Source organism: Streptomyces sp. SPB162 (genome assembly GCF_029504575.1).
Lineage (GTDB): Bacteria > Actinomycetota > Actinomycetes > Streptomycetales > Streptomycetaceae > Actinacidiphila.
Genome location: NZ_JAQFII010000001.1, coordinates 6,296,622 through 6,323,390 on the forward strand (window position 1 = coordinate 6,296,622; position 26,769 = coordinate 6,323,390).

General features: G+C 71.6%; 24 protein-coding genes. 10 read left to right on the forward strand and 14 right to left on the reverse strand.

Annotated features, from left to right (window positions below; translation table 11 throughout):
- Nucleotides 1-43: 43 nt before the first annotated feature.
- Genes M2266_RS28385 through M2266_RS28395 form a run of 3 tightly spaced genes read left to right on the forward strand, consistent with a single transcriptional unit; the run spans nucleotide 44 to nucleotide 3,822 of the window.
- Nucleotides 44-1,564 (forward strand): NCS1 family nucleobase:cation symporter-1, encoded by a 1,521-nt coding sequence (locus tag M2266_RS28385; protein WP_277440749.1) that lies wholly within the window; start codon nucleotides 44-46, stop codon nucleotides 1,562-1,564.
- 12 nt (nucleotides 1,565-1,576) lie between these two features.
- Nucleotides 1,577-2,395, forward strand: coding sequence for an inositol monophosphatase family protein (locus M2266_RS28390; protein WP_277440750.1), 819 nt, complete (start codon nucleotides 1,577-1,579; stop codon nucleotides 2,393-2,395).
- The gene (locus M2266_RS28395; RefSeq protein WP_277440751.1) at nucleotides 2,395-3,822 is read left to right on the forward strand and encodes an NAD(P)/FAD-dependent oxidoreductase; all 1,428 of its coding nucleotides are present in this window, start codon (nucleotides 2,395-2,397) and stop codon (nucleotides 3,820-3,822) included. Before M2266_RS28390 ends, M2266_RS28395 begins: the two co-directional genes overlap by 1 nt.
- Here M2266_RS28395 and M2266_RS28400 read toward each other — a convergent pair.
- Complete coding sequence (locus M2266_RS28400) at nucleotides 3,794-4,534, reverse strand: Sir2 family NAD-dependent protein deacetylase (protein ID WP_277440752.1); 741 nt, start codon at nucleotides 4,532-4,534, stop codon at nucleotides 3,794-3,796. The genes M2266_RS28395 and M2266_RS28400 overlap by 29 nt on opposite strands.
- A gap of 94 nt (nucleotides 4,535-4,628) precedes the next feature.
- Here M2266_RS28400 and M2266_RS28405 point away from each other — a divergent pair, with 94 nt between their 5' ends.
- Nucleotides 4,629-5,228, forward strand: coding sequence for a TIGR03086 family metal-binding protein (locus M2266_RS28405; protein WP_277440753.1), 600 nt, complete (start codon nucleotides 4,629-4,631; stop codon nucleotides 5,226-5,228).
- 27 nt (nucleotides 5,229-5,255) lie between these two features.
- Here M2266_RS28405 and M2266_RS28410 read toward each other — a convergent pair whose 3' ends face one another.
- Nucleotides 5,256-6,038, reverse strand: a complete 783-nt coding sequence (locus M2266_RS28410; protein ID WP_277441393.1) for a DUF4037 domain-containing protein — start codon at nucleotides 6,036-6,038, stop codon at nucleotides 5,256-5,258.
- A 140-nt stretch (nucleotides 6,039-6,178) separates the two neighbouring features.
- Between M2266_RS28410 and M2266_RS28415 the strand changes: the two genes are divergently transcribed.
- Both M2266_RS28415 and M2266_RS28420 read left to right on the forward strand, forming a co-directional pair.
- A complete protein-coding gene (locus tag M2266_RS28415) occupies nucleotides 6,179-6,646 on the forward strand; it encodes an SCP2 sterol-binding domain-containing protein (RefSeq protein ID WP_277440754.1) in 468 nt (155 codons plus the stop codon).
- Between the two features lie 41 nt (nucleotides 6,647-6,687).
- Nucleotides 6,688-8,484 (forward strand): gamma-glutamyltransferase, encoded by a 1,797-nt coding sequence (locus M2266_RS28420; protein WP_277440755.1) that lies wholly within the window; start codon nucleotides 6,688-6,690, stop codon nucleotides 8,482-8,484.
- Here the strand turns inward: M2266_RS28420 and M2266_RS28425 are convergent.
- The gene (locus M2266_RS28425) at nucleotides 8,466-9,059 is read right to left on the reverse strand and encodes an NUDIX hydrolase (RefSeq protein ID WP_277440756.1); all 594 of its coding nucleotides are present in this window, start codon (nucleotides 9,057-9,059) and stop codon (nucleotides 8,466-8,468) included. The two genes, M2266_RS28420 and M2266_RS28425, sit on opposite strands and share 19 nt — an antisense overlap.
- 10 nt (nucleotides 9,060-9,069) lie before the next feature.
- Entirely contained in the window at nucleotides 9,070-9,597 is a 528-nt protein-coding gene (locus M2266_RS28430; protein WP_277440757.1) for an N-acetyltransferase, read from the reverse strand.
- Between the two features lie 194 nt (nucleotides 9,598-9,791).
- On the opposite strand from M2266_RS28430, the gene M2266_RS28435 reads away from it, so the two are divergent.
- Entirely contained in the window at nucleotides 9,792-10,949 is a 1,158-nt protein-coding gene (locus tag M2266_RS28435) for a glycerate kinase (RefSeq protein ID WP_277440758.1), read from the forward strand.
- Between the two features lie 154 nt (nucleotides 10,950-11,103).
- On the opposite strand, the gene pssA is transcribed toward M2266_RS28435, so the two are convergent.
- The 8 genes from pssA to M2266_RS28475 form a co-directional block, all read right to left on the reverse strand.
- Nucleotides 11,104-11,946, reverse strand: a complete 843-nt coding sequence (gene pssA, locus M2266_RS28440; protein WP_277440759.1) for a CDP-diacylglycerol--serine O-phosphatidyltransferase — start codon at nucleotides 11,944-11,946, stop codon at nucleotides 11,104-11,106.
- A complete protein-coding gene (locus M2266_RS28445; RefSeq protein WP_277440760.1) occupies nucleotides 11,933-12,580 on the reverse strand; it encodes a phosphatidylserine decarboxylase in 648 nt (215 codons plus the stop codon). Before M2266_RS28445 ends, pssA begins: the two co-directional genes overlap by 14 nt.
- A gap of 170 nt (nucleotides 12,581-12,750) precedes the next feature.
- On the reverse strand, nucleotides 12,751-13,971 hold the full coding sequence (locus M2266_RS28450) for an acyl-CoA dehydrogenase family protein (protein ID WP_277440761.1): 1,221 nt from the start codon (nucleotides 13,969-13,971) through the stop codon (nucleotides 12,751-12,753).
- 1 nt (nucleotide 13,972) lies between these two features.
- Entirely contained in the window at nucleotides 13,973-14,479 is a 507-nt protein-coding gene (locus M2266_RS28455; RefSeq protein ID WP_277441394.1) for a MaoC family dehydratase, read from the reverse strand.
- 2 nt (nucleotides 14,480-14,481) lie between these two features.
- On the reverse strand, nucleotides 14,482-16,479 hold the full coding sequence (locus tag M2266_RS28460) for a protein meaA (RefSeq protein ID WP_277440762.1): 1,998 nt from the start codon (nucleotides 16,477-16,479) through the stop codon (nucleotides 14,482-14,484).
- Nucleotides 16,479-17,825, reverse strand: coding sequence for a crotonyl-CoA carboxylase/reductase (gene ccrA, locus M2266_RS28465; RefSeq protein ID WP_277440763.1), 1,347 nt, complete (start codon nucleotides 17,823-17,825; stop codon nucleotides 16,479-16,481). The genes M2266_RS28460 and ccrA overlap by 1 nt, the downstream gene beginning before the upstream one ends.
- Before the next feature lie 397 nt (nucleotides 17,826-18,222).
- Nucleotides 18,223-19,035 carry a TetR family transcriptional regulator gene (locus M2266_RS28470; RefSeq protein WP_277440764.1) on the reverse strand — a complete coding sequence of 271 codons (813 nt, stop codon included), beginning with the start codon at nucleotides 19,033-19,035 and terminating at the stop codon, nucleotides 18,223-18,225.
- A 97-nt stretch (nucleotides 19,036-19,132) separates the two neighbouring features.
- Nucleotides 19,133-20,956, reverse strand: coding sequence for a 3-hydroxyacyl-CoA dehydrogenase (locus M2266_RS28475; protein ID WP_277440765.1), 1,824 nt, complete (start codon nucleotides 20,954-20,956; stop codon nucleotides 19,133-19,135).
- Between the two features lie 371 nt (nucleotides 20,957-21,327).
- Between M2266_RS28475 and M2266_RS28480 the strand changes: the two genes are divergently transcribed.
- Nucleotides 21,328-21,891 (forward strand): hypothetical protein, encoded by a 564-nt coding sequence (locus tag M2266_RS28480; protein ID WP_277440766.1) that lies wholly within the window; start codon nucleotides 21,328-21,330, stop codon nucleotides 21,889-21,891.
- Here the strand turns inward: M2266_RS28480 and M2266_RS28485 are convergent.
- Nucleotides 21,819-22,385 carry a GNAT family N-acetyltransferase gene (locus tag M2266_RS28485; protein WP_277440767.1) on the reverse strand — a complete coding sequence of 189 codons (567 nt, stop codon included), beginning with the start codon at nucleotides 22,383-22,385 and terminating at the stop codon, nucleotides 21,819-21,821. The genes M2266_RS28480 and M2266_RS28485 overlap by 73 nt on opposite strands.
- Nucleotides 22,386-22,395: 10 nt before the next feature.
- A complete protein-coding gene (locus M2266_RS28490) occupies nucleotides 22,396-23,427 on the reverse strand; it encodes an Rv2578c family radical SAM protein (RefSeq protein WP_277440768.1) in 1,032 nt (343 codons plus the stop codon).
- Between the two features lie 102 nt (nucleotides 23,428-23,529).
- Between M2266_RS28490 and M2266_RS28495 the strand changes: the two genes are divergently transcribed.
- Together M2266_RS28495 and M2266_RS28500 are read left to right on the forward strand one after the other, a co-directional pair.
- Complete coding sequence (locus M2266_RS28495; RefSeq protein ID WP_277440769.1) at nucleotides 23,530-23,979, forward strand: SRPBCC family protein; 450 nt, start codon at nucleotides 23,530-23,532, stop codon at nucleotides 23,977-23,979.
- Nucleotides 23,980-24,301: 322 nt separating this feature from the next.
- Nucleotides 24,302-26,737 carry an MFS transporter gene (locus tag M2266_RS28500; RefSeq protein ID WP_277441395.1) on the forward strand — a complete coding sequence of 812 codons (2,436 nt, stop codon included), beginning with the start codon at nucleotides 24,302-24,304 and terminating at the stop codon, nucleotides 26,735-26,737.
- Nucleotides 26,738-26,769 lie beyond the last annotated feature (32 nt).

Consider the following 26,769-nt stretch of genomic DNA (forward strand, 5'->3'; position numbering starts at 1 on the left):
GAACCGGGACCCCTGACCCCTGGCCCGAGAGAACGAGGTGTCGATGACCATCACCGCAAGTCCAGGGGACCGCGTCGAACTGCCGGCCGACGCGGCCCTGCCCGACACCCGGTTCGCCAACGAGGACCTGCTGCCCGTCCCCGTCGCGCGCCGTACGTGGACGACGTACAACTTCACCGCGCTGTGGGTCGGGATGGCGCACAACATCCCGTCCTGGACGCTCGCCTCCGGGCTCGTCGCGCTCGGCATGGACTGGAAGCAGGCGGTCCTCACGATCGCCCTGGCCAACGTGATCGTGCTCTTCCCGATGCTCCTCACCGGGCACGCGGGACCCCGCTATGGCATCCCCTTCCCCGTTCTGGCCAGGGCCTCGTTCGGGCTGCGCGGAGCCAATCTGCCGGCGCTGGTGCGGGCGGCGGTGGCCTGCGCCTGGTTCGGCATCCAGACCTGGATCGGCGGGCAGGGCATCTTCGTCCTGCTCGGCAAGATCATCGGCGGCGGCTGGGCGGACGTCGGGAAGATCGGCGGCTACCCGTGGACCATGTGGCTGTGCTTCGTGGCCTTCTGGGCCCTCGAACTGGCCATCATCTACCGGGGCATGGACACCCTGCGGCGCTTCGAGAACTGGGCCGCGCCGTTCGTCCTGGTCGGCGCCGTCGTGCTGCTGGTCTGGATCACGGTGAAGGCCGGCGGACTGGGGCCGCTGCTCGACCAGCCGTCGAAGCTCGGCTGGGGCAGCGACTTCTGGCCGGTCTTCTTCCCGTCGCTGATGGGCATGATCGGCTTCTGGTCCACGCTGTCGCTGAACATCCCCGACTTCACCCGTTTCGGCGCCGGCCAGCGCGCCCAGATATGGGGCCAGTCCCTGGGGCTGCCCACGACGATGACGTTCTTCGCCCTGCTGTCGGTGCTGGTCACCTCCGGCTCGCAGGCCGTCTACGGAGCGGCGATCTGGAACCCGGTCGATCTCGCCGCCAAGACCGACAACGTCTTCGGCCTGCTCTTCGCGCTGGTCACGGTCCTGGTCGCGACCCTCAGTGTGAACATCGCGGCCAATGTGGTGTCGCCGGCCTACGACCTGTCCAACCTCGCGCCGAAGTACATCAACTTCCGCACCGGCGCGCTGATCACCGGCGTGGTGGGCGTGGTGATCTTCCCGTGGAAGCTCATCGAGACCCCCGAGTTCTACATCTTCACCTGGCTGGGCGTGGTCGGCGGCCTGCTGGGCACGGTCGCGGGCATCCTCATCGCGGACTACTGGATCATCCGCCGCACCGTCCTGGACCTGGTGGACCTCTACACTCCCGGCGGCCGCTACTGGTACACCGCCGGGTGGAACTGGCGGGCGGTCGCGGCCTTCGCCCTCGGCGGGGTCCTGGCGGTCGGGGGCTCCCACTCCGAGCCCGGCAAGGGGCCGTTCCCCGCCGACGGCATGATCCCGTTCCTCAAGCCGCTCGCGGATTACGGCTGGGCCGTGGGCCTAGGCTCCGCGCTCGTCCTCTACACGGTGCTGATGCACCCCCTGCTCCGGCGAACCGTACGCCAGGACGGCACTTCGGTCTGATTTGATGGAGCCATGGTCAACGAGGTCGATGAGGAACTGCTCGCAGCCGTCGAGCGGGTGGTGCGGACCGTGGTCGCCGAGGAGGTCACGCCGCGCTGGCGGCGGCTCGCGGCCGAGGACGTGATCGAGAAGAACGGCCCCTACGACCTGGTGACCACCGCCGACCGCCGGGCGGAGGAACGGCTCACCGAGGAGCTGACCGCGCTGCTGCCCGGCTCGGTGGTCGTCGGCGAGGAGGCGGTCAGCGCCGACCTCAGCGTCCTCGGGCGGCTGGCCGGCGACGAACCGGTGTGGGTCGTCGACCCGGTCGACGGCACCGCGAACTTCGTGCGCGGCGAGGACGGTTACGCGACGCTCGTCACCCTCGTGCAGGGCGGCGAGCCGCTCGCGTCCTGGACCTACGTCCCGGAGCGCGGGCTGATGGCGACCGCGCGGCGCGGCGCGGGCGCGTACCTGAACGGGCAGCCGATGCGCACGGCCGCCGCGCCGGATGGCGTCCTGCGGGTCTCGACGTCGAACCCGGTCTACCGCACCGAGAAGGAGCGGGAGCTGATCGGCCGGCTGGAGGCGGGCGGCGCGACGACCCGCTCGTGCACCTGCGCCGGCATCGAGTACCTGGAGCTGGCCCGGGGCGGGGTGGACGGCGTCGCCTTCTTCTGGGAGCTGCCCTGGGACCATGCCGCCGGCCTGCTCTTGGTGACCGAGGCCGGCGGGGCGAGCCTGACGGCGGCCGGCGGGCCGTTCCGCATCCCCGGCGGCAACGCGTTGCCGTTCTCCATCGCCCGCGACGCGGAGACCGCGCGGCGGATCCTCGACCTGATGGGCGCGTGATGAGCCGGACCGCGGTGGTGGACGTGGTGGTCGTCGGGGCCGGGCCGAACGGCCTGACGGCCGCCGCCGAACTGGCCCGCGCGGGCCTGTCCGTACAGATCTACGAGGCGGCCGACACTGTCGGCGGCGGCGCCAGGACCCAGGAGCTGACGCTGCCCGGCTTCCGCCACGACCCCTGCTCGGCGGTGCACCCCATGGGTGCCGGCTCGCCCGCGTTCAAGGCGCTGCCGCTGCGGGCGCACGGTCTGGAGTGGCTGCACCCCGAGCTGCCGATGGCGCACCCGTTCCCGGACGGCACGGCCGCGCTGCTGTCGCGTTCCGTGGGGGAGACCGCCGCGTCCTTCGGCGCGCACGACGCCGTACGCTACCGGCGGCTGGTGGCCCCCTACGTCGGCCACTGGAACACCATGGCCGCCGACCTGCTGCGGCCCCAGTGGCGCGGGGTGCCCCTCGACCCCTACCGGTTCGTCCGCTTCGGCCTGACCGGGCTGCCGCCCGTCGCCGTGCTGGCGCGGCGGTTCCGCGACCCCAAGGCGCGCGCCCTGCTGGCCGGTCTGGCGGCGCACGCGATCACCCCGCTCAGCTCGCCGCTGACCGGCGCCACCGCCCTGATCTTCGCGCTCGCCGCGCACGCGGTGGGCTGGCCGATCCCGCGCGGCGGCTCGCAGTCGATCGCGGACGCCCTCGCGTCGTACCTCGAGGAGCAGGGCGGCGTCGTCCACACGGGGGTGACGGTCCGAAAGCTCGACGAGCTGCCGCCCGCGCGGGCCTACGTCTTCGACACCTCGCCGACCGCGCTGGCCCGCATCGCCGGACTCGGCGACGCCTACCGGAACTACACCTACGGCCCGTCCGTCTTCAAGATCGACTACGCGCTGGACGGCCCCGTGCCGTGGACCGCGCCCGACGCCCGCCGGGCCGGCACGGTCCACATCGGCCCGACGTACACCGAGATCGGCGACGCGCTGAACCGCGCGGTCAGCGGCCGGCCCCCGCAGACCCCCTTCCTGATCACCTCCCAGCCGACGGTTGTCGACCCGACCCGGGCCCCCGAGGGCAAGCACGTCTTCTGGGCCTACGGCCACGTCCCGCACGACTGGCACGGCGACGCCACCGATGCCGTCGAGCGCCAGATCGAGCGCTTCGCGCCCGGCTTCCGCGACCTCGTCCTGGCCCGCGCGGTCGCGGGCCCGGCCGAACTCGCCGCCCACAACGTCAACTACGTCGGCGGCGACATCGCCTGTGGCGCCTTCGCCGGCCTCCAGACGGTGCTCCGCCCGAAGATCGCCTGGAACCCCTACGCCACGGCCCGCCCCAACGTCTTCCTCTGCTCCTCCGCGACCCCGCCGGGCCCCGGCGTCCACGGCATGAGCGGCCACCACGCGGCCCGCTCGGTCCTCAGGTCCCTGGCGAGGCGAGCGCGCTGAGCAGCGCGGGGAGCGCCGTGCCGATCGGTTCGCGGATCACCTCGGCGGCCAACTCGTCGTAGGGCGTGGCCTCGGCGTTCACGATCACCAGCCGCGCGCCGTGCTCGGCCGCGATGCCGGCCAGGGAAGCCGCGGGCTGGACCCGCAGGGTCGTGCCCACGGCGAAGAACACGTCACAGCCCTTCGCGACGGCCATCGCCTGAGCGAGCACCTCGGGGTCGAGCCGCTGCCCGAACATCACCGTCGCGGACTTGAGGATCCCCCCGCAGACCAGGCACGGCGGGTCCTGCTCACCGGCCGCCACCCGCTCCAGCGCGACATCCATGCCGCTGCGCGCATGACACTTCGTGCAGACGACGGCGCGGGCCGTGCCGTGCAGCTCCAGCACCTTGCGGGCGGGCATCCCGGCCGCCTGGTGCAGGCCGTCGACGTTCTGCGTGATGACGCGTACCGGCACACCGGACCTCTCCAGCTCCGCCACCGCGTGGTGTGCGGCGTTGGGGCGGGCGTGCCAGGTCTCGCTGTCGCGCCGCATGAGCCAGGCGCGGCGGCGGATGTCCGGGTCGGCCACGTACGTGTCGTAGGTGACGAGCTTCTCCGCCTCGGGATCGCGCCGCCACAGCCCGTTGGGGCCGCGATAATCCGGAATTCCGGAATCCGTGGAGACCCCGGCTCCGGTCAAGATCGCCACGAGGGGTTTGCGGTTGTTCATCCGCGCAGCGTAGGGGGCAACTCACGTGCGGACGAATGGGTTTGCGCCGGGCGGGTCGGTCGCGTTGTCGTACCGGGCGGTTACGGTTCAAGGTATGACGGATCTTCGGGTATTGCATCGGCAGGCGCTGCGGACGGCGGAAGAGATCACCGGAATGATCGGCGGGACTTCGCTGGACGTGGCGACGCCGTGCGGGGAGTGGACGCTGCGGCGGCTGCTGGAACACATGGTGGGGCAGAACCACGGCTTCGCCGCCGTGGCGCGGGGTGAGACGAAGGACCGGTCGGTCTTCGCCGACCGGTCGGTCGGGGAGGATCCGGCGGGGGCGTTCGCGGCCTCGGCCGCCGATGTGGCGGCGGCGTTCAGCGAGTCCGGGGTGCTGGACCGGCGGTGGTGGCTCCCGGAGATACGGGACGGGCGGCCCTTCCCCGCGACGGTGGCGATCGGCTTCCACTTCGTGGACACCGTGGTGCACGGCTGGGACGTGGCGCGGGCCATCGGCGTCGACGCGAAGTTCGACCCCGAGGTGCTGGCGGCGGCGCTGCCGGTGGCCGCGGCCGTTCCGGCGGGGGAGAGCCGGCTGGTCGAGGGCGCGGCGTTCGGGCCCGAGGTGGCCGACGGCGGTACCGGCGATCCGCTCGACAGGATCGTCGCGATACTGGGCCGCTCCCCGCAGTGGTCACCGCCCGCCTGATCCCTCCGGCTCGTGGCCCGCTCCGGGTCAGGGGCCGAGCAGGCCGCGGATGTCGGCGACGAGCGCGGCCGCCGCTTCGACGGCGGCCGCCGGGTCGTCGAGCCGGGTCAGGACGTCCTCGGCGCGGGCGCGGAAGTCCGGGGGCGTCGCGGGGAGCGCGGCCGCCGCGGCGAGGGCGCCCTTCTCGTTGAGGCACCAGGTGCGGTGGTGCGCGTGGAGGGACTGGGTGAGCACTCCGAGCGCCCGGGACAGGCAGAGCGCGGCGTGCAGGATGTCGCCGGTGCCGGCGGACTTGCGGGCGGCCGTCACGGAGAACTCCGCCTCCCACGCGGCGGCGACGAGCGCCTCGCGCAGCGGCTCGGGGTAGTGCAGGGTCTGCTCCCGCAGCGCGGTCAACTCCCCGTCCCGGTCGGCCAGTACGCGGCCCAACGCCACCTCGCCGGGGTAGGCGGGGGACCAGAAGCCGAGGGGGTGGCCGGGCTGGGTGCCCACCTCGTAGCGGCCGGCGCGGCAGTCGTCCCAGACGCGTTCGACGCGGTCGAGGTCGCGCAGGATCCAGTCGACCGGCGTCCCGTCGACGCTCAGCCAGGCGCCGCCGTTGACCCAGGGGCCCCAGCCGCCGGGGCCGGCGATCTCGACCGGTCCGGCCGCGAACTCCGCCGCGAGGGCGGCCAGCGCCGCGGTGTCCGGCTCACCCCGGTAGTACAGGCCCAGGTCCCAGTCGGAGTCCGGGCGGTGGGTGCCGCGGGCGCGGCTGCCGCCGAGCATCACCCCGGCGATGCCCGGGATGTTGGTCAGTCGCTCGGCCATCGCGTGCACCGCCGAGCCCGCCGTGCCGGGCGAGTGGGCAGCGGCGGTGGAGGAATCGTTGGACACGTTGCCAGCCTAAGCGAAGCGGCTCTAGGCTTACCCATCAGTAAACTTACTCTGGAGTAAGGATGGTGCCCGGCATGGCCGACATCGACGATCTCGACCTCGACACGCTCGACTTCGGTGCGGTCGAGCCGAAGGAGTTCGCCCGCATCGTCAAGGAGCTGCCCGTCCGGCGGATCGCCGAGCTGATGAGCGGACCGCAGCGCAAGCGCGTGCTCGACGAGGTGTTCAACCGGATGGAGACCCTCTTCAAGCCGGACGTCGCGGGCAAGCGCGACGCGCTCATCCGGTGGCGGATCACCAACGGCGACGACGCCCGCGACGTCTACGAGACGCACATCGCCGACGGCGCCTGCACGGTGTCCCGGCAGGAGAGCGGCCGCGACCCGCAGTTGACCCTCACCATGGCCGCCCCGGAGTTCCTCAAGCTCGTGTCCGGCAACGCCTCTGGCCCCGCGCTGTTCTTCACCCGTAAGCTCAAGATCCAGGGCGACATCCGCCTCGCCGGCGGACTGACGTACTTCTTCGACATACCGAAGGCGTGAGGGCGTAGATGCGGATACCCCGGCGGGGTCGGTAGACCCCGGTGTTCACGACGCGGCCCACCCTGCAGGGCACCTTCGGCATGGTCTCGTCGACACACTGGCTGGCGTCCCAGTCGGCCATGGCCGTGCTGGAGGACGGCGGCAACGCGTTCGACGCCGCGGTGGCCGCCGGGTTCGTCCTGCACGTCGTAGAACCGCATCTGAACGGTCCGGCGGGCGAGGTACCGATCCTCCTCGCCCCGGCAGGCGGGCCGGTGCGGGTGTTGTGCGGGCAGGGGCCCGCCCCCGCCGGAGCGTCCGTCGGGCACTACCGGAGCCTCGGCCTGGACCTGGTGCCCGGCACCGGGCCGCTGGCGGCCGCCGTGCCCGGCGCGTTCGACGCCTGGATGGTGCTGCTGCGCGACCACGGCACGAAGACCCTCGCCGAGGTCCTGAGGTACGCGGTCGGCTACGCCGAACACGGACATCCGGCGGTCGCGGCGATCGGCGCGAGCGTGGAGGCGGTGCGGACCCTCTTCGCGACCGAGTGGACCGACTCCGCCGCGCTGTACCTGCCGGCGGGCCGGGCGCCGCGTCCTGGCGCCCTGCTGCGGAACCCGGCCCTGGCCACCACGTGGCGGCGCCTGCTGCGCGAGGCCGACGCGCGGGCGGTCGGCGCCGGCCGGGAGCAGCGGATCGAGGCCGCCCGGCAGATCTGGCGCTCGGGCTTCATCGGCGAGGCGCTGGCCGCCGCCGCGGCCCGCCCCGCGATGGACAGCTCGGGCGAACGGCACGCCTCGACGCTCATCGGCGACGACCTGGCCGGATACGAGGCGCGCTACGAACCCCCGCTGACGTACGACCGGTTCGGCTGGACGGTCTGCAAGCCGGGGCCGTGGAGCCAGGGCCCGGTCTTCGCCCAGCAACTCGCCCTGCTGCCCGACGGCTTCGGCTACCAGGAGCCCGGCTACGTCCACACCCTCGTCGAAGGCACCAAGCTCGCGATGGCCGACCGGGAGGCCTGGTACGGCGACGCCGAGGCCGATGTACCGGTCGGAGCGCTGCTGTCACCCGCGTACAACGACGGGCGCCGGACCCTGATCGGCGACGCCGCCTCGTACGAACTGCGCCCCGGCAGTCCCGGCGGCCCGGGCGGACGGGCGCCCCGGCTGCCGCGCTTCGCGCTGGAGAGCGTGCCGCGAGCGCCGGGCACGGGTGAACCGAGCGTCGCCACCGACGAACCGATGACCCCCGCCGCCGACGGCCGCACCCGCGGCGACACCTGCCATCTCGACGTGGTCGACCGCTGGGGCAACATGGTCGCCGCCACCCCCAGCGGCGGCTGGCTGCAGTCCAGCCCGCTGATCCCCGAACTCGGCTTCCCGCTCGGTACCCGGCTGCAGATGACGTGGCTGGAGGAGGGGCTGCCCAACTCCCTCACGCCCGGCCGCCGCCCGCGCACGACGCTGTCGCCGTCCATGGCGCTGCGCGACGGCGAACCGGTCCTGGCGTTCGGCACCCCCGGCGGCGACCAGCAGGACCAGTGGTCGCTGCACTTCTTCCTGGCCGTCGCGCTGGGCGGGCTCGGCCTGCAGGAGGCGATCGACGCGCCGGGCTGGCACACGGACGGCTTCCCCGGCTCGTTCCACCCGCGCGTCATGCGCCCCGGCAGCGTGACCGTCGAATCGCGCCTCGGCGGGCGGACCATCGGCGAACTGCGCCGTCGCGGCCACCGGGTGACGGTCGGCGGCCCCTGGTCGGAGGGCCGGCTCTGCGCGGTCGCCCGCGACCCGGAGACGGGTGTGCTCTCCGCGGCCGCCAACCCGCGCGGCATGCAGGGCTACGCGGTCGGCCGCTGACCGGTCCGGCCGGTGTGGTGAACCGTGGACGCCGGGCCGACGCGACGGGTGTGGTCCACCGCGGGCGCCGGGCCGACCCGGTGGCCGTTCTCCAGCTCGGCGGTCCCGGTGCCGGCCATCAGCGCGGCGAACCCGGCCCGGATACGGCCCTCCATCTCGGGGGAGGCGAACGTGCCGACCTGGTCGAGCGGGACGAGGTTCCAGGCGTCCAGCTCTTCCTCCTGCAGCCGGATCGCCCCGAGCTGCTCCTCGTCGAGCACTCCGCCGTCGTACAGGTACACCGCCAGCGGGGGCCTGTCGGCGCGGGTCACCCAGTCCATCGCGATCAACGCGCCGGGCTCGACGTCCAGGCCGATCTCCTCGGCGACCTCGCGACGCGCCCCCTGCCGGGGCGACTCGCCCTGACCGGACTCCACCGTGCCGCCGGGCAGGATCCACTTGCGCTCGCCCTCGCGGTAGTTGGGATCCACGAGCAGCACGCGGCCGGCCCGGTCGCGGAACAGCACCGCCGCTCCAGCGAGGATCTTCGGCAGGGCGGCGATGTACGAGGCGTAGTCCTGGGTCACGGACCCCAACCTACGCGGCTCACACGTCGTCGAAGGGCGCCGCGTACGCGAACGCGCCACGCAGTGCCGGATCGGCCGGAACGTAGCCGGTCAGGGTCCGGGCCTGGAAGTGCGGCCGCCATTCGGCCACCGCGGGGGTGATCCCGTACTCCTCGGCCGGCCGGAAACCGAACCGCCCGTAGTAACGGGGATCGCCGAGCAGGATGACCAGTGGCGCGCCCAGTGCGTCGCAGGCGCCGAGGGCGGTGTGCATGAGCGCTTTGCCGACACCGGACCGCTGGTGGCCGGGGGCCACCGACAGCGGGCCGATCGCGAGCACGGATGTCTCCGCGACATGAGCGCGCGTGGCCAGCACGTGGCCGATCACCCGGTCCTCCTCATCCGTCGCGACGAGCGACAGCTCGGGGAGCCAGGCGTCGCTCGCCCGCAGCCGGTCGACGAGCGACGCTTCGACGGAGCCGTCCGCCTTCCCCGGCCGGGCGAACGCGGCGGCGGTGACGTCACGGATCACGTCGATGTCGGTGGGTCGCTCACGTCGGATCAGCACCGGCGCACTGTGCCGCAACGCGGCGGGCCCCCGCAAACGAATATGCGGCGCGAACTCCGGTTGCCGGAACCTCCTGCTATGTCAGTGAAACTCACGATGTGATGGGGTGGCGCGCCGGACCGGTCATGGGCACGCGGACGATAGCGGGATAAGGTCCGAGCGGCGCGACGTTCCGTATCGGATGGGGAGTAAACGTGTCCGACACCGCACGACACACAACGGGGCGCGTACTGATCGCCGCCGACAAGTTCAAGGGGTCGCTGACGGCGGTGCAGGTCGCCGAGCATGTCACGGCCGGGCTGCTGCACGTGGTGCCGGGGCTGACGATCGAGTCGGTGCCGGTCGCCGACGGCGGCGACGGCACCGTCGACGCGGCGGTCGCGGCCGGCTTCGAGCGGCGTGAGCTGCGGGTGACCGGGCCGCTGGGCGAGCCGGTGACCGCCACGTACGCCGTGCGCGACACCACCGCCGTGGTCGAGATGGCCGAGGCCTCCGGCCTGCGGCATCTGCCGGAGGGCGTCTTCGAGCCGCTCACGGCCACCACACTCGGCACCGGCGAGCTGTTGCGCGCCGCGCTGGACGACGGCGCGCGCACCATCGTGCTGGGCGTCGGCGGCAGCGCCACCAACGACGGCGGGGCCGGCATGCTCGTCGCGCTCGGCGCCCGCCTGCTCGACGCGGACGGAGCGCCGGTCGGACCCGGCGGCGGGGCGCTGGCCGCCCTCGCCACCGCCGACCTGTCCGGGCTCGACCCGCGGCTCGCCGCCACCGAGGTGGTGCTGGCCAGCGACGTCGACAACCCGCTGCTCGGCCCGAAGGGCGCCGCCGCCGTGTACGGCCCGCAGAAGGGCGCCAGCGAACAGGACGTGGCCGCGCTCGACGCCGCCCTCGGGCGGTTCGTCGAGGTGCTCACCGAAGCCCGGGGGTCCGCCGCGGCCGACGCCGCGCAGGCGCCGGGAGCCGGTGCCGCCGGCGGTATCGGCTACGGAGCGCTCGTCGGGCTCGACGCGGCCTTCCGGCCCGGCATCGACGTCATGCTCGACGTCCTGGGCTTCGCCGAGGCACTGGACCGCGCCGACTTCGTGATCACCGGCGAGGGGTCGCTCGACGAGCAGACCCTGCACGGCAAGGCCCCGGTCGGCGTCGCGCAGGCCGCCCGCGCCCGCAATATCGACGTCGTCGCCGTCTGCGGCCGGCTCGCGCTCGCTCCCGGCGCGCTCGGCGGGGCCGGCATCCGCCGCGCCTACGCCCTGACCGACATCGAGCCGGACCCGACGGTCTGCATGGCCCAGGCCGGCCCCCTGCTGGAACGCGTGGCCCAGGCCCTGGCCCGGGACTTCCTGGCGCAGTAGGCGACCGCGTCGCGCCGAGGGCGGCCAGAAGGCCGCCCTCGGGGTGGTCTCGGCCCACCGTCCCGCGTGTCCCACTCGCGGCGAAGTACACGGGAAAGGCCCCGGGCCGAGAGCCCGGGGCCTTTCCCTGTCACACCGCTCCGCGGCGCCGCCGTCACTGCTCGGCGCGCGCCTCGCGGCGGTTGTTACGGAAGGTGTTCACCCTGCGCGTCGTCGCGAAGCACGGGATGACCGCCGCGGCGAGGATCTGGAGCGCCGCACCGGTCTGGAGCAGCAGGTGCCCGCCCGGTACGTCCAGCGTCCAGGCCGCGAGGCAGCCCATGCTGATGAAGATCCAGGCCAGCGTGATCAGCGCGAGCCGGCCGCGGGGCTTGGGGTACTCGACGCGGCTCATCATCAGCCACGCCACCCCCACGATCGCCAGCAGCGTCGGGATGAACGGCAGCTCCAGCAGGACGACGGAGACGACCGTCATCGCGCCGAACGGGCTCGGCATGCCCTGGAAGACCCCGTCCCGCACCGTGGTGCAGGAGAAGCGCGCGAGTCTGAGGACCACGGCGAGCAGGACGACGACGGCGGCCACCGCCGAGACCCGGCCGTGCGCGTCGTCCGCGACCAGCCCCCACACCACCACGAAGTACGCCGGTGCGAGGCCGAAGCTGATCAGGTCCGACAGGTTGTCGAGCTCGGCTCCCATGGCGGAGCTGCGGAGCTTGCGCGCCACCAGCCCGTCCAGGAGGTCGAAGACGGACGCCATCAGCATGAGGGTCACGGCCGTCGCGGCGTTGTGCCGCGCCATGCCGCCGTCGGCGGTGCCCATGAGGTGCGGCACCAGCACTTGGGTGGTCGTGAAGTACACGGCCATGAATCCGCAGATGGCGTTACCGAGAGTGAGCGTGTCCGCGATGGACAGCCGCGTGGAGAGGGGGAGGTCGTCGACCTCTTCCTCCAGCTCGGTCACCCACGGGGCCTGTGTGTCGGGATCAATCACGGTCAAGACGAGTCACCCCAGCCATGGTGGTCTGGCCGACCTCGACATCGGGCAGGACGCCCTCAGGGAGGTAGATGTCGACGCGGGAGCCGAAGCGGATCAGGCCGATGCGCTCGCCCTGCTCGACCTTGGTGCCCGAGGGCACGTAGGGCACGATGCGGCGGGCCACGGCGCCGGCGATCTGCACCATCTCGATGTCGCCGAGTTCGGTGTCGAAGTGCCAGACAACGCGTTCGTTGTTCTCGCTCTCCTTGTTGAACGCCGGTACGAAACCGCCGGGGATGTGTTCCACGGAGGTGACGGTGCCCGCGAGCGGTGCGCGGTTCACATGGACGTTCAGCGGGCTCATGAAGATCGCGACGCGGGTGCGCCCGTCCTTCCACGGCATGATGCTCTGCACCACGCCGTCTGCCGGTGAGATCACCCGGCCCTGAGCGATGTCTCGCTCAGGGTCACGGAAGAACCACAGCATGCCCGCGGCCAGGGCGGTGGTGGGTACGGCCACGGCTGCCCAGCGCCCGGAGCGGCGGGCGCGGGTGAGGCTGACCGCCGCGGCGGCCACGGTCGGGAGGAGCCACGGCGACGCTCCGCGCGCGAGGCGGACCCGGCCGCGAGGTGCAGAGGAATGGCTGTGGGGCATGGAAGACCTTCGTAGCGGAGGGTGCCGCGAGATGGTTCTGGGGACGGCGGCTTTACCAAGATGGTATCGGGTGGCACCCACAACTCGGCAAGCGCGAGGGCGAGTCCATGGCCAGTACGCGATGACTCGGTGTGACCTTCACCTCGAATATATCGCTTATATCAGGACATTCAGCCCTGAATACGATACTCCTCGAGCAGCCGGCGACCAATGATCATTTTCTGGATCTCGGCGGTACCTTCACCGATGAGCAACATCGGGGCCTCCCGGTAGAGCCGCTCGATCTCGTACTCCTTGGAGAAGCCGTATCCGCCGTGGATGCGGAAGGCGTCCTCGACGACCTCCTTGCAGTACTCCGAGGCCAGGTACTTCGCCATGCCGGCCTCGAGGTCGTTGCGCTGGCCCGAGTCCTTCTTACGAGCGGCGTTGACCATCATCGCGTGAGCGGCCTCGACCTTGGTCGCCATCTCGGCGAGCTTGAAGGAGATCGCCTGGTGCTCGATGATCGGCTTGCCGAAGGTGTGGCGTTGTTGCGCGTAGGAGATCCCGAGCTCGAACGCGCGCTGTGCGACTCCGCAGCCGCGCGCCGCCACATTGACCCGCCCGACCTCGACGCCGTCCATCATCTGGTAGAAGCCGCGACCGCTCTGACCACCGAGAACGCGGTTCGACGGGACCCGGACGTCCTCCAGGATCAGCTCCGTCGTATCGACGCCCTTGTAGCCCATCTTCTCGATCTTGCCGGGCACGGTGAGACCGGGGACCGCAGGGTTCGGACCGAACCCGGGCTCCTTCTCGATGAGGAAGGTCGTCATCGACTTGTGCGGCTTGGCCGCGGCTTCCTCGGGGGACAGGCCCTCATCGGTCTTGCAGAGCACCGCCACCAGGTTGGACGAACCGCCGTTCGTGAGCCACATCTTCTGGCCGTTGACGACGTAGTCGTCGCCGTCCCTGACGCCCTTGGTGCGGATCGCGGAGACGTCGGAACCCATCCCCGGCTCCGACATCGAGAAGGCGCCACGCACTTCGCCGGCCGCCATCCGGGGCAGAAAGTACTCCTTCTGCTCCTGCGTTCCGTGCTGCTTGAGCATGTAGGCGACGATGAAGTGAGTGTTGATAATTCCGGACACACTCATCCAGCCGCGGGCAATCTCCTCGACCGTGAGGGCATATGTGAGAAGAGACTCACCAAGACCCCCGTACTCCTCGGGAATCATGAGCCCGAAGATGCCAAGTTCCTTCAGGCCCTCAACGATTTCGGTGGGGTACTCGTCGCGGTGTTCGAGCTCCGTCGCGACCGGCAGGATCTCCTTGTCCACGAAGCTGCGGACGGTGGAGAGGATCTCCCGCTGGATGTCGGTCAGCCCGTCGGTCTGAGCGAGTCGGCTCATGTCAGTTCTCCTGCAGGTCGGGGCGGCCGGGCTGCTCGCCGCCGCGTTCCTTGATGTACGTGGCGGTGGGGACCATGACCTTGCGGCGGAAGACGCACACCAGGGTGCCGTCCTGCTTGTAGCCCTTGGTCTCGACGTAGACGATGCCGCGGTCGTCCTTCGACTTGGACGGCCACTTGTCCAGGACGGTGGTCTGCCCGTAGATCGTGTCGCCGTGGAACGTCGGCGCCACGTGCTTGAGCGACTCGACCTCCAGGTTGGCGATCGCCTTGCCCGAAACGTCCGGCACGGACATGCCCAGCAGCAGGGAGTAGATGTAGTTCCCCACCACGACGTTCTTGCCGAAGTCGGTGGTGTTCTCGGCGTAGTTCGCGTCCATGTGGAGCGGGTGGTGGTTCATCGTGAGGAGGCAGAAGAGATGGTCGTCGTACTCCGTGACCGTCTTTCCGGGCCAGTGCTTGTAGACGGCACCGACCTCGAACTCCTCGTACGTGCGACCGAACTGCACCGTCATACCTCCAACTTGTTCGCGAGCCGGATCTCGTCCACGATCCGCCCGATGATCTCAGTGATGCCGAAGTCCTTCGGGGTGAAGACCGCGGCCACTCCGGCGGCACGCAGTGCCGCCGCGTCCGCCGGGGGGATGATCCCGCCGGCGATCACGGGCACGTCGTCCACGCCGGCCCGGCGCAGCCGCTCCAGCACGTCCGGCACCAGTGCCGCGTGCGAACCCGACAGGATCGACAGTCCCACGCAGTGCACATCCTCGGCCACGGCCGCGGACACGATCTGCTCGGGGGTCAGCCGGATGCCCTGGTAGACCACCTCGAACCCGGCGTCGCGGGCCCGTACGGCGATCTGCTCGGCGCCGTTGGAGTGCCCGTCGAGGCCCGGCTTGCCGACCAGTAGCCGGAGCTTGCCGCTGCCGAGTTCCTCGGCGGTCGCGGCCACCTTGCGGCGGACCTCGGCCAGCGGGGTGCCCGCCTCGGCGGTGACCGCCACCGGGGCGCTGCTGACGCCCGTGGGGGCGCGGAACTCGCCGAACACGTCCCGCAGTGCCCAGGACCACTCGCCGGTCGTCACGCCGGCGCGTACGCACGCCAGGGTGGCGGCCATCAGGTTCTCGCTGCCCGCCGCCGCGGCCTTCAGCGCCGCCACCGACTCCTGCGCGCGCTGCTCGTCACGGTTGTCCCGCCAGCTGTGCAGCGCGTTGACGACGCGCGCCTCGTTGGCCGGGTCGACGGTCATGATGGCGGTGTCGAGGTCGGCGGTGAGCGGGCTGGGCTCGGTGCCCTGGTAGGAGTTGACGCCGACGATCTTCTCCTCGCCGGACTCGATGCGCGCGCGGCGCTCGGCGTGCGAGGAGACCAGCGCCGACTTCAGGTAGCCGGACTCGACGGCGGCCATGGCGCCGCCCATCTTCTCGATGCGTCCCATCTCGGCCGTCACCAGCTCCATGAGCTCGGTGACCTTGGCCTCGATGACGTGGCTGCCCTCGAAGATGTCCTCGTACTCCAGCAGGTCGCTCTCATGCGCGAGCACCTGCTGGATGCGCAGGCTCCACTGCTGGTCCCAGGGCCGGGGCAGGCCCAGTGCCTCGTTCCAGGCGGGGAGCTGCACGGCACGGGCGCGGGCGTCCTTGGAGAGGGTGACGGCCAGCATCTCCAGGACGATGCGCTGGACGTTGTTCTCCGGCTGGGCCTCGGTCAGCCCCAGCGAGTTGACCTGCACGCCGTAGCGGAAACGGCGCTGCTTGGCGTTCTCGATGCCGTAGCGCTCCCGGGTGACGGTGTCCCAGAGGCGGCCGAAGGCCCGCATCTTGCACATCTCCTCGATGAAGCGGACGCCCGCGTTCACGAAGAACGAGATACGGGCGACCACTTCGCCGCGGCGGTCCTCCGGGATCTGCCCGGAGGCGAACACCGCGTCCAGGACGGCGATCGCGGTGGACATCGCGAAGGCGATCTCCTGGACCGGTGTGGCCCCGGCCTCCTGCAGGTGGTAGCTGCAGATGTTGATCGGGTTCCACTTGGGGATGTTGTTGACCGTGTAGGTGATCATGTCGGTGGTCAGCCGCAGCGACGGGCCGGGCGGGAAGACGTGCGTCCCGCGCGACAGGTACTCCTTGACGATGTCGTTCTGCGTCGTCCCCTGGAGCTTGGTGATGTCCGCGCCCTGCTCCTCGGCGACCACCTGGTACATCGCCAGCAGCCACATGGCGGTGGCGTTGATGGTCATCGAGGTGTTCATCCCCTCCAGGGGGATGTCCTGGAAGAGCCGCCGCATGTCACCGATGTGCGAGACCGGGACGCCGACCCGGCCGACCTCGCCGCGGGCGAGGATGTGGTCCGGGTCGTAGCCGGTCTGGGTCGGCAGGTCGAACGCGACGGACAGGCCGGTCTGCCCCTTCGCGAGGTTGTTCTTGTACAGCTCGTTGGACGCCTCGGCGGTGGAGTGGCCGGCGTACGTCCGCATGAGCCACGGACGGTCCTTCTCGCGCCGCGTCATCAGATGTTCCGGAAGCGGTTGATCGCCGGCAGGTGCTTCTCGCGCATCTCGTGGTCGGTGACACCCAGGCCCTCCTGCGGAGCCAGCGTCAGGACGCCGACCTTGCCCTGGTGGAGGTTGCGGTGCACGTCGTACGCGGCCTGGCCGGTCTCCTCCAGCGTGTACGTCTTCGACAGCGTCGGGTGGATCTTGCCCTTGGCGATCAGCCGGTTGGCCTCCCACGCCTCGCGGTAGTTGGCGAAGTGCGAGCCGATGATCCGCTTGAGCGACATCCACAGGTAGCGGTTGTCGTACTCGTGCATGTAGCCCGAGGTCGAGGCGCAGGTGGTGATGGTGCCGCCCTTGCGCGTGACGTAGACGCTGGCGCCGAAGGTCTCCCGGCCGGGGTGCTCGAAGACGATGTCGATGTCCTCGCCGCCGGTCAGCTCGCGGATGCGCTTGCCGAAGCGCTTCCACTCCTTGGGGTCCTGGGTGTGCTCGTCCTTCCAGAACTTGTAGCCCTCGGCGCTGCGGTCGATGATCGCGGTCGCGCCCATCGCGCGGCAGATGTCGGCCTTCTGCTCGCTGGAGACCACACAGATCGGGTTGGCGCCGCCGGCCAGTGCGAACTGGGTGGCGTAGGAGCCGAGTCCGCCGGACGCGCCCCAGATCAGGACGTTGTCGCCCTGCTTCATGCCGGCGCCGTTGCGGGACACCAGCTGGCGGTAGGCGGTGGAGTTGACCAGGCCCGGGGAGGCGGCCTCCTCCCAGCTGAGGTGCGCGGGCTTGGGCATCAGCTGGTTGGACTTGACGAGCGCGATCTCGGCGAGGCCGCCGAAGTTGGTCTCGAAGCCCCAGATCCGCTGCTCGGGGTCGAGCATCGTGTCGTTGTGGCCGTCTGAGGACTCCAGCTCGACGGAGAGGCAGTGCGCGACGACCTTGTCGCCCGGCTTCCAGGCGTTGACACCGGGGCCGGTGCGCAGCACGACGCCCGCGAGGTCGGAGCCGATCACGTGGTAGGGCAGGTCGTGCCGCTTGCTCAACGGCGAGAGCTTCCCGTACCGCTCCAGGAACGAGAAGGTGGAGACCGGCTCGAAGATCGAGGTCCACACCGAGTTGTAGTTCACCGAACTGGCCATAACGGCGACGAGGGCCTCGCCCGGACCGAGTTCGGGGACCGGCACGTCGTCCAGGTGCAGGGACTTGCGCGGGTCCTTGTCACGGCTGTCGAGGCCGGCGAACATCTCGGCCTCGTCCTTGTGGACGGTGATGGCGCGGTAGGACTCCGGCAGCGCCAGGGCCGCGAAGTCGGCGGCCGAGCTGTCCGAGCTGTCCGACGCGAGAATCGCGTCCAGAATTTCCTTCACGGGGTGCCTCCGGCGAAGCGCGACGTAGAGATTTCGAGGGAACGTCGGCGAGGGCTGACGGGTGACTGGTGCCGTCGGTTCGGCGGGGGTACTGCTCCCGTGACGGTCGCACGGGTACAACCGGTGCGCGCGGTGGCGCGGTGGTTTCCCCGGACGGATCCGGGGGTGCCTGTGACGCAGGCGTCCGGGCCTTTGGGGACAGACGGCGTGCGTGGGGTCACCACACGCCGCCCGCCCGGACACGGCTTACGTTATGGCACGCGGTGCCACTCGTAAAGACACTGCGTGCCAACAATTTCTCTCAAGTGTCATCCCGGCGCCACAAACGAGCAACAGCGGCCGCCCGGATCGTCCGGACGGCCGCTGTCTGGTGCTCTGCGAGGGGCTGCGCGGGCGGTCAGTCGCCCCGCAGCGCCTTCTCGATGATCCGCATCACTTCGGCGGGGGAGGCGTCCGTACGCGCCACCGTGACCACGACCTCGCCGCTCCGCGAGACCACCGCGGCGGGCGCCGAAGGGGACCCCGCCGGGCGCCCCACCCCTATGCCGGTGCCGAACGTCGCCTTGATCACGTCGAAGGCGTGGTCCAGCTGCGCCTCCACGTCCCCCTTGCCGCCGGCCCGCAGCCAGCGCCGCAGCACGTGGTTGTGGGCCGCCACCACGGCCGACGCGGCCACCTCGGCGAGCAGCGGGTCGTCGTCGCCGTCATGGTGCGCCGACTCGTCGAAGTGGCCCAGCAGGTAGCGGGTGAAGAGCCGCTCGTAGCGCGCCACCGAGGCGATCTCGCGCTCCCGCAGCGTCGGCACCTCACGCGTCAGCCGGTACCGCTCCACGGAGACCTCGGGGGACTCCGCGTACATCCGCAGGACCTCGGTGATGCCGCGACACACGGTGTCCAGCGGGTGCTCCTGGGGCTCCGCGGAGTCCAGGACGTCCTGGACCCGCACCAGGGTGTCGTCGTGGTCGGGGAAGATGGCCTCTTCCTTGGAGCGGAAGTGGCGGAAGAACGTCCTGCGGGCCACCCCGGCCGCCGCCGCGATGTCGTCGACGGTCGTGGCCTCGTATCCCCGGTCCGCGAACAGGTGCATCGCGGACGCGGCGAGGTCCTGCCGCACCCGGTGGCGCTGGGCGGCGGCACGGCGGCCGTTCGCCGTCGCCGGCGCGGGGCCTTCTGCGGGGGACTTCGTCGCGGACTTGAGGGGCTGGGCCATACGTGGAACGTACTCCATGGCCGGGCCCGCGCGGGACGTACGGGGCGGCCGGGACGGCCCTCGCGGGCCCAGCAGACCGCCCCAGCCGCCCTCATGATCAACGCCGGGCATACTCGCGGAAGCCGCGGCCCGTCTTGCGGCCCAGGCATCCCGCCGACACCAGGTGCTCCAGCAGCGGCGAGGGCGCCAGGCCCGGGTCGCGGAACTCCTTGTGCAGCACCTGCTCGATCGCCAGGGAGACGTCAAGGCCGACGACGTCCAGCAGCTCGAACGGGCCCATCGGGTACCCGCCGCCGAGCTTCATCGCGGTGTCGATGTCCGCCACCGTCGCGTAGTTCTCCTGGACCATCTTCACCGCGTTGTTCAGGTACGGGAACAGCAGCGCGTTCACGATGAACCCGGCACGGTCCCCGCAGTCCACCGCGTGCTTGCGCACCTTCGTGCACACCTCGCGGACGGTGGCGTGCACATCGTCCCCGGTCAGGACGGTACGGACCACCTCGACGAGCTTCATCGCGGGCGCCGGGTTGAAGAAGTGCATCCCGATCACGTCCCGCGGGCGCGAGGTCGCGCGGGCGATGGCGATGACGGGCAGCGAGGACGTCGTGGTGGCGAGCACCGCGCCGGGCTTGCAGGCCCGGTCCAGCGCCGCGAAGAGGGCCTGCTTGACGGCGAGGTCCTCGGCGACCGCCTCGACGGCCAGGTCCACGTCGCCGAAGGCGTCGTACGAGCCGGCCGCGGTCACCCGGGCGACGGTCGCGTCCCGCTGCTCCTGCGTCAGCCGCCCCTTGGCGAGCGAGCGGTCCAGGGACTTGGCCAGCCGGGCGACGGCCTGGTCGGCCTTCTCCTGGGAGCGGGCGGCCAGCACGACGTCGTAGCCGGCCTTAGCGAACACCTCGGCGATACCGGTCGCCATGGTGCCGGATCCGGCGACGCCCACGGTGCGGATGTTGCGGGTGGTGGGGCCCGTGCCGTCGGCGGTCCCGGGGGCGGCCGGGGTCGAGGCGTCGGCGACGACGGTCTCGCTGCCGGGAGCCTCGTAGGTGTAGAAGCCGCGGCCCGACTTGCGGCCGGACAGCCCGGCGGCGGCCAGCTGGCCCAGGATCGGGGCCGGTGCGTGCAGCCGGTCGTGGGACGCCTCGTACATCGCCTCGAGGACGGTCTGGGCGGTGTCGATGCCGATCAGGTCGAGCAGCGCCAGCGGGCCCATGGGCAGGCCGCAGCCGAACCGCATCGCGGCGTCGATGTCCTCACGGGTCGCGTACTTCGACTCGTACATCGCCGCGGCCTGGTTGAGGTAGCCGAACAGCAGGCCGTCGGCGATGAAGCCCGGCCGGTCGCCGACCGGGACCGGCTCCTTGCCGAGCGCGCGCACCAGCGCGGTCACCGAAGCGGTCGCCTCCGGCGAGGTCAGGACGGTGGAGACCACCTCGACCAGCTTCATGGCGGGCGCCGGGGCGAAGAAGTGCAGCCCCAGGACGCGGTCGGGGCGCGAAGTGTGCGAGGCCAGCCGGGTCACCGACAGGGCGTTGGTGCCCGTCGCGATGATGGCGTCCGGCTTCACGATCAGGTCGAGCGCCTCGAAGACCGCCTGCTTGGCCTCGAACTGCTCGTTGACGACCTCGATGACCAGGTCCGCCTCGGCGGCGGCCTGCAGATCGGGGAAGGTGCGGAAGCGGGCGAGGGTGTCGGCGCGCTCGGCCTCGGTGATCCGGCCGCGCTCCACGGCTCGCGCCGTGGACTGGTCCAGGGCCGTGACGGCCCTGCGGGCGGCGGCGTCGCTGATGTCGATGCCGAGGACCTCATGGCCCGCGCGGGCCATGACCTCGGCGATGCCGGCGCCCATGGTGCCGAGGCCGACGACGGCGACGGTGGGGAGACCGAGGGAAGGCAGGGGACTGCTGCTGGACGGACGGTCCATCGCGAAACTCCAGGTGCTGAGGAGACCGCTGCTGCCGGGAGGCGCGCGCGGCTGAGGAGTTGGAGGAGTCGCGGGCCACGGAGAAGGGGTGGATGCCCGCAGAGGGGTGGGAGGCGGGCCCTGTCCCGGGGCCGCGCCGCGATGGTGCCGAACCGACGTGGAGTACTGCGTACTGCGTTTTGTCGAACTGTTGTGCGGTGGTGCCGTGCCGGGAGCGCGTACGGATGGCGCGTTCCCAGCTGTGCGCGGCGGCTGCGTCACCAGGCTGCCGTGCACGTTGGTTTGAGGGTAACCGGCCAGTAACCTGCGCGCCAGACCAGCGCCCATGTGATCTGTGCCGCGTACAGATGAGCGCGCCGTAGGCTGAGCGGGTGGATTCCGCAGCGCGCGACGAACTGGCCGGCGTACTCACCGCACCGGGACAGCCCCTGGAGGCCAGGGAGGCCGCCGCCGTGGCGCTGGCCGACGTGGGCGACCGCAGAGCCTTCGAGACCCTCGCCCTGCTGCTCAACTACCGCGAACCCGCGCGGGCCGAGTCCGCGGCCCGCGCCCTGGCCCGCCTGGGCGACCCCCGCACCGCGCGCGCCGCCGCCGCACTCGCGACCAACCCGCTCCGGGTCGCCTACGCCGTACCGCCGATCCGGCTGCTCGTCCAGCTGAGGGCCCCGGAATCCGTCCCGGCGCTCATCGAGACCCTGGACCGGCTGCTCGCCGAGCGGACCCTCGCCTGGGAAGCCGTCCCCGCCTGCGTCGAGGGCCTCGGCGAACTCGGTGACCCCCGAGCGGCCCCCGTACTCCGCGCCGCCCGCACCCACCCGAGGCTGCGCGCGGCGGCGACCGCCGCCCTGGAACGGATCGGTTGCTACGAGTCCGCTTCTTCGGAAGCCTCCGACGCGCCCGACGCCGATCCTTCCGACGAGACCTCGCGGACGTAACGCACCTCCCGCAGGGACACCTCGCCGTACTCCTCCCGCTGCTCCGCGCCGTCGGCCGTGAAGCCGGCCCTCTCGTAGAAGCGCCGGGCCCGCGCGTTGTCGGCGAGGACCCACAGCCGCAAACGGGTGAAACCGCGGTCCGCCGCACGGGCCAGCACCGCACCGAGGAGCGCGCGCCCCGCGCCGGTGCCGATCCGGTCCGGGCGGACGTATATCGCGTACAGCTCGCCGTCGCCGGGCGCGGCGCCCTCCCCCCGGTACGGGCCCTGCGCGGCCCAGCCGGTGACCCCGGTCCCGTCGGTCGACACGACGTTCTCCACCCGGCCGGTGCCGTCGGCGAACCGCTCGCGGCGCCGGGCCGCGTCGGCCGGCGCCGACATCGCGTCGAGGTAGTCCTGCGGCACGATGCCCGCGTACGCGCTCTGCCAGCCGCGCACCCGGACCGCGGAGACGGCGTCGATGTCGGCGGCCGTCATCTTTCGAACATCGGTCATGGGCAGGACGTTAGAGCAGCGACAGCTGGGTCGGTCCCTCGACGGTCACCGGGGCGGCGGGCGCCGGGACCGCGCGCAGAGTGCCGGTGTGGGTCGGGCCGATGCCGAACTCCGTGGCGAACTCGTTCACCTGGCGCGTGATGCGGCGCTGGTACCACTTCGGGGCGTACGAGCCCTCCGCGTAGAGCGACTTGTAGCGGCTGAGCAGCCGCGGATGGTGCACGGAGAGCCAGGCCATGTACCACTCGCGGGCGCCCGGCCGCAGGTGCAGCGCGAGCGGGGTCACGGAGGTGCCCCCGGCCTCCGCGATGGCGCGGACCGTGGCGCGCAGCTGCTCCGGGGAGTCGCTGAGGTACGGCAGGACCGGCGCCATCAGGACGTGGCAGCGGATGCCGTTCTCGTTCAGCGTCCGGCAGACCTCCAGCCGCTTGCCGGGTGACGGGGTGCCGGGTTCGACCGTGCGCCACAGGTCGCGGTCGAGGAAGCCGACGGAGACCGCCGTGGAGACCTCGGTGACCCGGGCCGCCTGCCGCAGCAGGTCCAGGTCGCGCAGGATCAGCGAGCCCTTGGTGAGGATCGAGAACGGGTTGGCGTGGTCGCGCAGCGCGCCGATGATGCCGGGCATGAGCCGGTAGCGGCCCTCGGCCCGCTGATAGCAGTCGACATTGGTGCCCATCGCGATGTGCTGACCCTGCCAGCGCGGCCCGGCGAGCTCCTTGCGCAGCAGTTCGGGCGCGTTCACCTTGACGACGATCTGCGAGTCGAAGTCGAGCCCGCTGTCGAGGTCCAGATAGCTGTGCGTCTTGCGGGCGAAACAGTAGACGCAGGCGTGGCTGCAGCCCCGGTACGGGTTGACGGTCCAGTCGAACGGCATCTGCGAGGCGCCGGGTACCCGGTTCACGATCGAGCGGGCCCGTACCTCGTGGAAGGTGATGCCGCGGAATTCGGGGGTGTCGAAGGTCCGGGTGACCACGTCCGTCCCGAACAGCGCGGGCGTGGTGGCGGTGGCGGCCTCGTCGCGGCCCAGGTTGTCCCAGCGCATGACGCCCTCCTCAGTAGCTCTCCCGCATAATAGAACATATATTCGGTTAGCGCGTGTGATTGGCTTGCCCGGCACATGCGGGCACGGACCGGAGGAGACAAAATGGCGCAGGTCGAGGCCACCACCCAGCGGGTCATCGAGGCGGAGGCGGAGCGCGTGTACGACGCTCTCGCGGACTACACGGGCACCAGGAAGACCCTGCTCCCCGAGCAGTTCAGCGAGTACGAGGTCCGCGAGGGCGGCAGCGGCGCCGGCACGCTGGTGCACTGGAAGCTGCAGGCGACCAGCAAGCGGATCCGCGACTGCCTCTTCGACGTCACCGCGCCGACCGCGGGACAGCTGGTCGAGGCGGACCGCAACTCGTCCATGGTCACCACATGGACGGTGACCCCGTCGGGCAGCGGCCGGTCCAAGGTCGTCGCCACCACCACGTGGGACGGCGCCGGCGGCATCGGCGGCTTCTTCGAGCGGACCTTCGCCCCCAAGGGTCTCGGTCGCATCTACGACGAGGTGCTCGCGAAGCTCGCCGCCGAGGTCGAGACGGCCAAGTAGCCGTCCCTCGAAGCTCCTTCGGGTTCGATCGTTCACTGATACGGGTGGTTCTGCATCGCTTCGGAGAATCGTCGCGCTTGTTCGTCGTTGTCGCTTAGGGCTTGTCCGGCCGATCATGGGCGGTCCAGTCGTCGTCCGGTGCGGTGCCTCGCAAGGCGCCGAAGCGCCCGCATACCGGTGTGTATGCGATGTTTCGGTAACGCCGCGAGGGACCGTGCCGGGCGGCGAAGGGTCCGTTGGTGATCGGCCGGGCAGGCCCTGATGCGGGAATTGGGTGACGGAGCAGGCGCGACGAGGGGAGCGGCACGTGGGCGGAACCACTCTGGTCGAACGGGCCGGGAGGTCCGGGCGGGCCGCACCGGCGGACGGCGGCGCGAGGCCGGCCGGCCCCGAGCCGGCCGATGCCCCGCCGCCCGGCGCGGACGGCCCGTCCGGTTCGGCCACCGGCATCCCACCGGCCGACTTGACCCCGCGCCGGGTGCGGCTGGTCTTCCTCGGCCTGATGCTCACGCTGCTGCTCGCCGCCCTCGACCAGATGATCGTGGCGACCGCGCTTCCGAAGATCGTCGGAGAGCTGCACGGCCTGGAGAAGATGTCCTGGGCCGTCACCGCGTACCTGCTCGCCTCGACCATCGGACTGCCGATCTACGGCAAGCTCGGCGACCTCTTCGGCCGCAAGCGCGTCTTCCAGTTCGCGATCGTCGTGTTCGTCATCGGCTCGGCGCTGGCCGGCTGGTCGCGCACGATGGACCAGCTGATCGCCTTCCGCGCGGTGCAGGGAGTCGGCGGCGGCGGGCTCATGATCGGTGTGCAGGCGATCATGGCGGACATCGTCCCGCCCCGCGAACGCGGCCGCTACATGGGCCTGATCGGCGCCGCCTACGGGGTGGCGTCGGTCGCCGGACCGCTGCTGGGCGGCTTCTTCACCGATCACACCAGCTGGCGCTGGTGCTTCTACATCAACGTGCCGTTCGGGCTGTTCACCCTCGCCCTGATCAGCGTCGTGCTGCGGCTGCCCCGCCCCACGATCCGGCCGCGCCTCGACGTGCTGGGCGCGCTGCTGCTCGCAGCAGGCTCCACCTGCCTGGTGCTGCTCACCAGTTGGGGTGGCACCACCTACGCCTGGCGCTCGGAGATGATCGTCGGTCTGGGCGCGGGCGCCCTCGTCAGCGCCGTCCTCTTCGTTCTGACCGAGCACTTCGCGGCCGAGCCCGTCATCCCGCTGCGGCTCTTTCGGGACGGTGTCTTCGCCGTCACCGCGCTGGTCGGCGCGGTCGTCGGCGTCGCGCTCTTCGGCGCCGCCAGCTATCTGCCGACCTTCCTGCAGATGGTCGACGGCGCCAGCGCCACCGGCTCCGGGCTGCTGATGCTCCCGATGATGCTCGGCGTCGTCCTCGCCTCGATCGCCTCCGGCCAGCTGATCAGCAGGACCGGCCGCTACAAGGTCTTCCCGCTGCTCGGCGGCGCGCTCTCCGCGCTCGGTATGTGGCTGCTGTCCCTGCTGGACGCGCAGACGTCCCGGATCGAGTACAGCGCCTTCATGGCGGTGCTCGGCCTCGGCATCGGACTCGTGCTGCCCGTCCTGGTGCTCGCCGTGCAGAACTCGGTGCGCCCGGCCGACATCGGCGCCGCGACCAGTGCCAACAACTACTTCCGGCAGATCGGCGGTTCCGTCGGCGCCGCCGTCTTCGGCACGCTCTTCGCCAACCGGCTGGCCAACCGGCTGGCCGCCGAACTCCCGCGCGGCGCCCACCTGCCGGACCCGCAGTCGATCACCCCGCAACTGGTGCGCACCCTGCCCGCCGCGGTGCGGGACGGCTACGTCCAGGCGTACGCCGCGGCGATGCCGCGGATCTTCCTGTACCTGGTGCCGGTGCTCGTCCTCGGCTTCCTGCTCGCATTCCTCCTGAAGGAGAAACCCCTGGTGACCCAGCACGTCCCCGTCTCCGATCCCGCCGTCCCGCCGGCCAGGACGGCCGTCGGGCGGCCCGCCGACACCGGGGGAGTCCCCGTCTGCGGCTCCGTCCAGCACTCCGACGGAACCTCGGTGGGCCGGGCCGCGCTCACCCTGATCGACGTCACCGGCCGGCAGATCGGCCGCGGGGCGACGGGCGAGGACGGGCGGTACGCGCTGAGCACCCCGGGCACCGGCAGCTACGTACTGATCGCGGCCGCCGGCGGCCACCAGCCGCAGGCCGTCAGCGTGACCGTCGGTGACCGGCCGGTCGAACTGGACGTGGTGCTCGACGGCGCCGGACGGCTGGCCGGCACGGTCCGCACCGCGGACGGCACCCCGGTCCGCGACGCCATCGTGACGCTCACGGACGTACGCGGCGACGTCGTGTCCAGCACCGGCAGCACCCGCGAGGGCGGCTACGTGCTGACCGACCTGGTGGCGGGTGAGTACACGCTGGCCGCCAGCGCCCCCGCCTACCGTCCCGCCGCGCTGCCGGTCTCGGTGCAGGCCGCCCGCGAGAGCCGGCAGGACGTCGAGCTGGCCGGGGGAGCGGTGCTGCGCGGCACCGTGCGGGCGCCCGGCGGGCGGGTGGTCGAGGACGCCCGGGTCACCCTGCTCGACGCGGCGGGCAACGTGGTGGACTCGGTGACGACGGGGGCCGACGGGCACTTCCGCTTCGTCGACCTGGCGACCGGCGAGTACACCGTGATCGCCGCCGGCTACCCGCCGGTGGCCACCGTCCTGCAGGTCGCCGGCGGCGGACGCACCGAGCGCGACCTGCAGCTGGGACACGAGGACTGACGGCCGGCGGGGTGGACGGGCCGGGGGCGCGC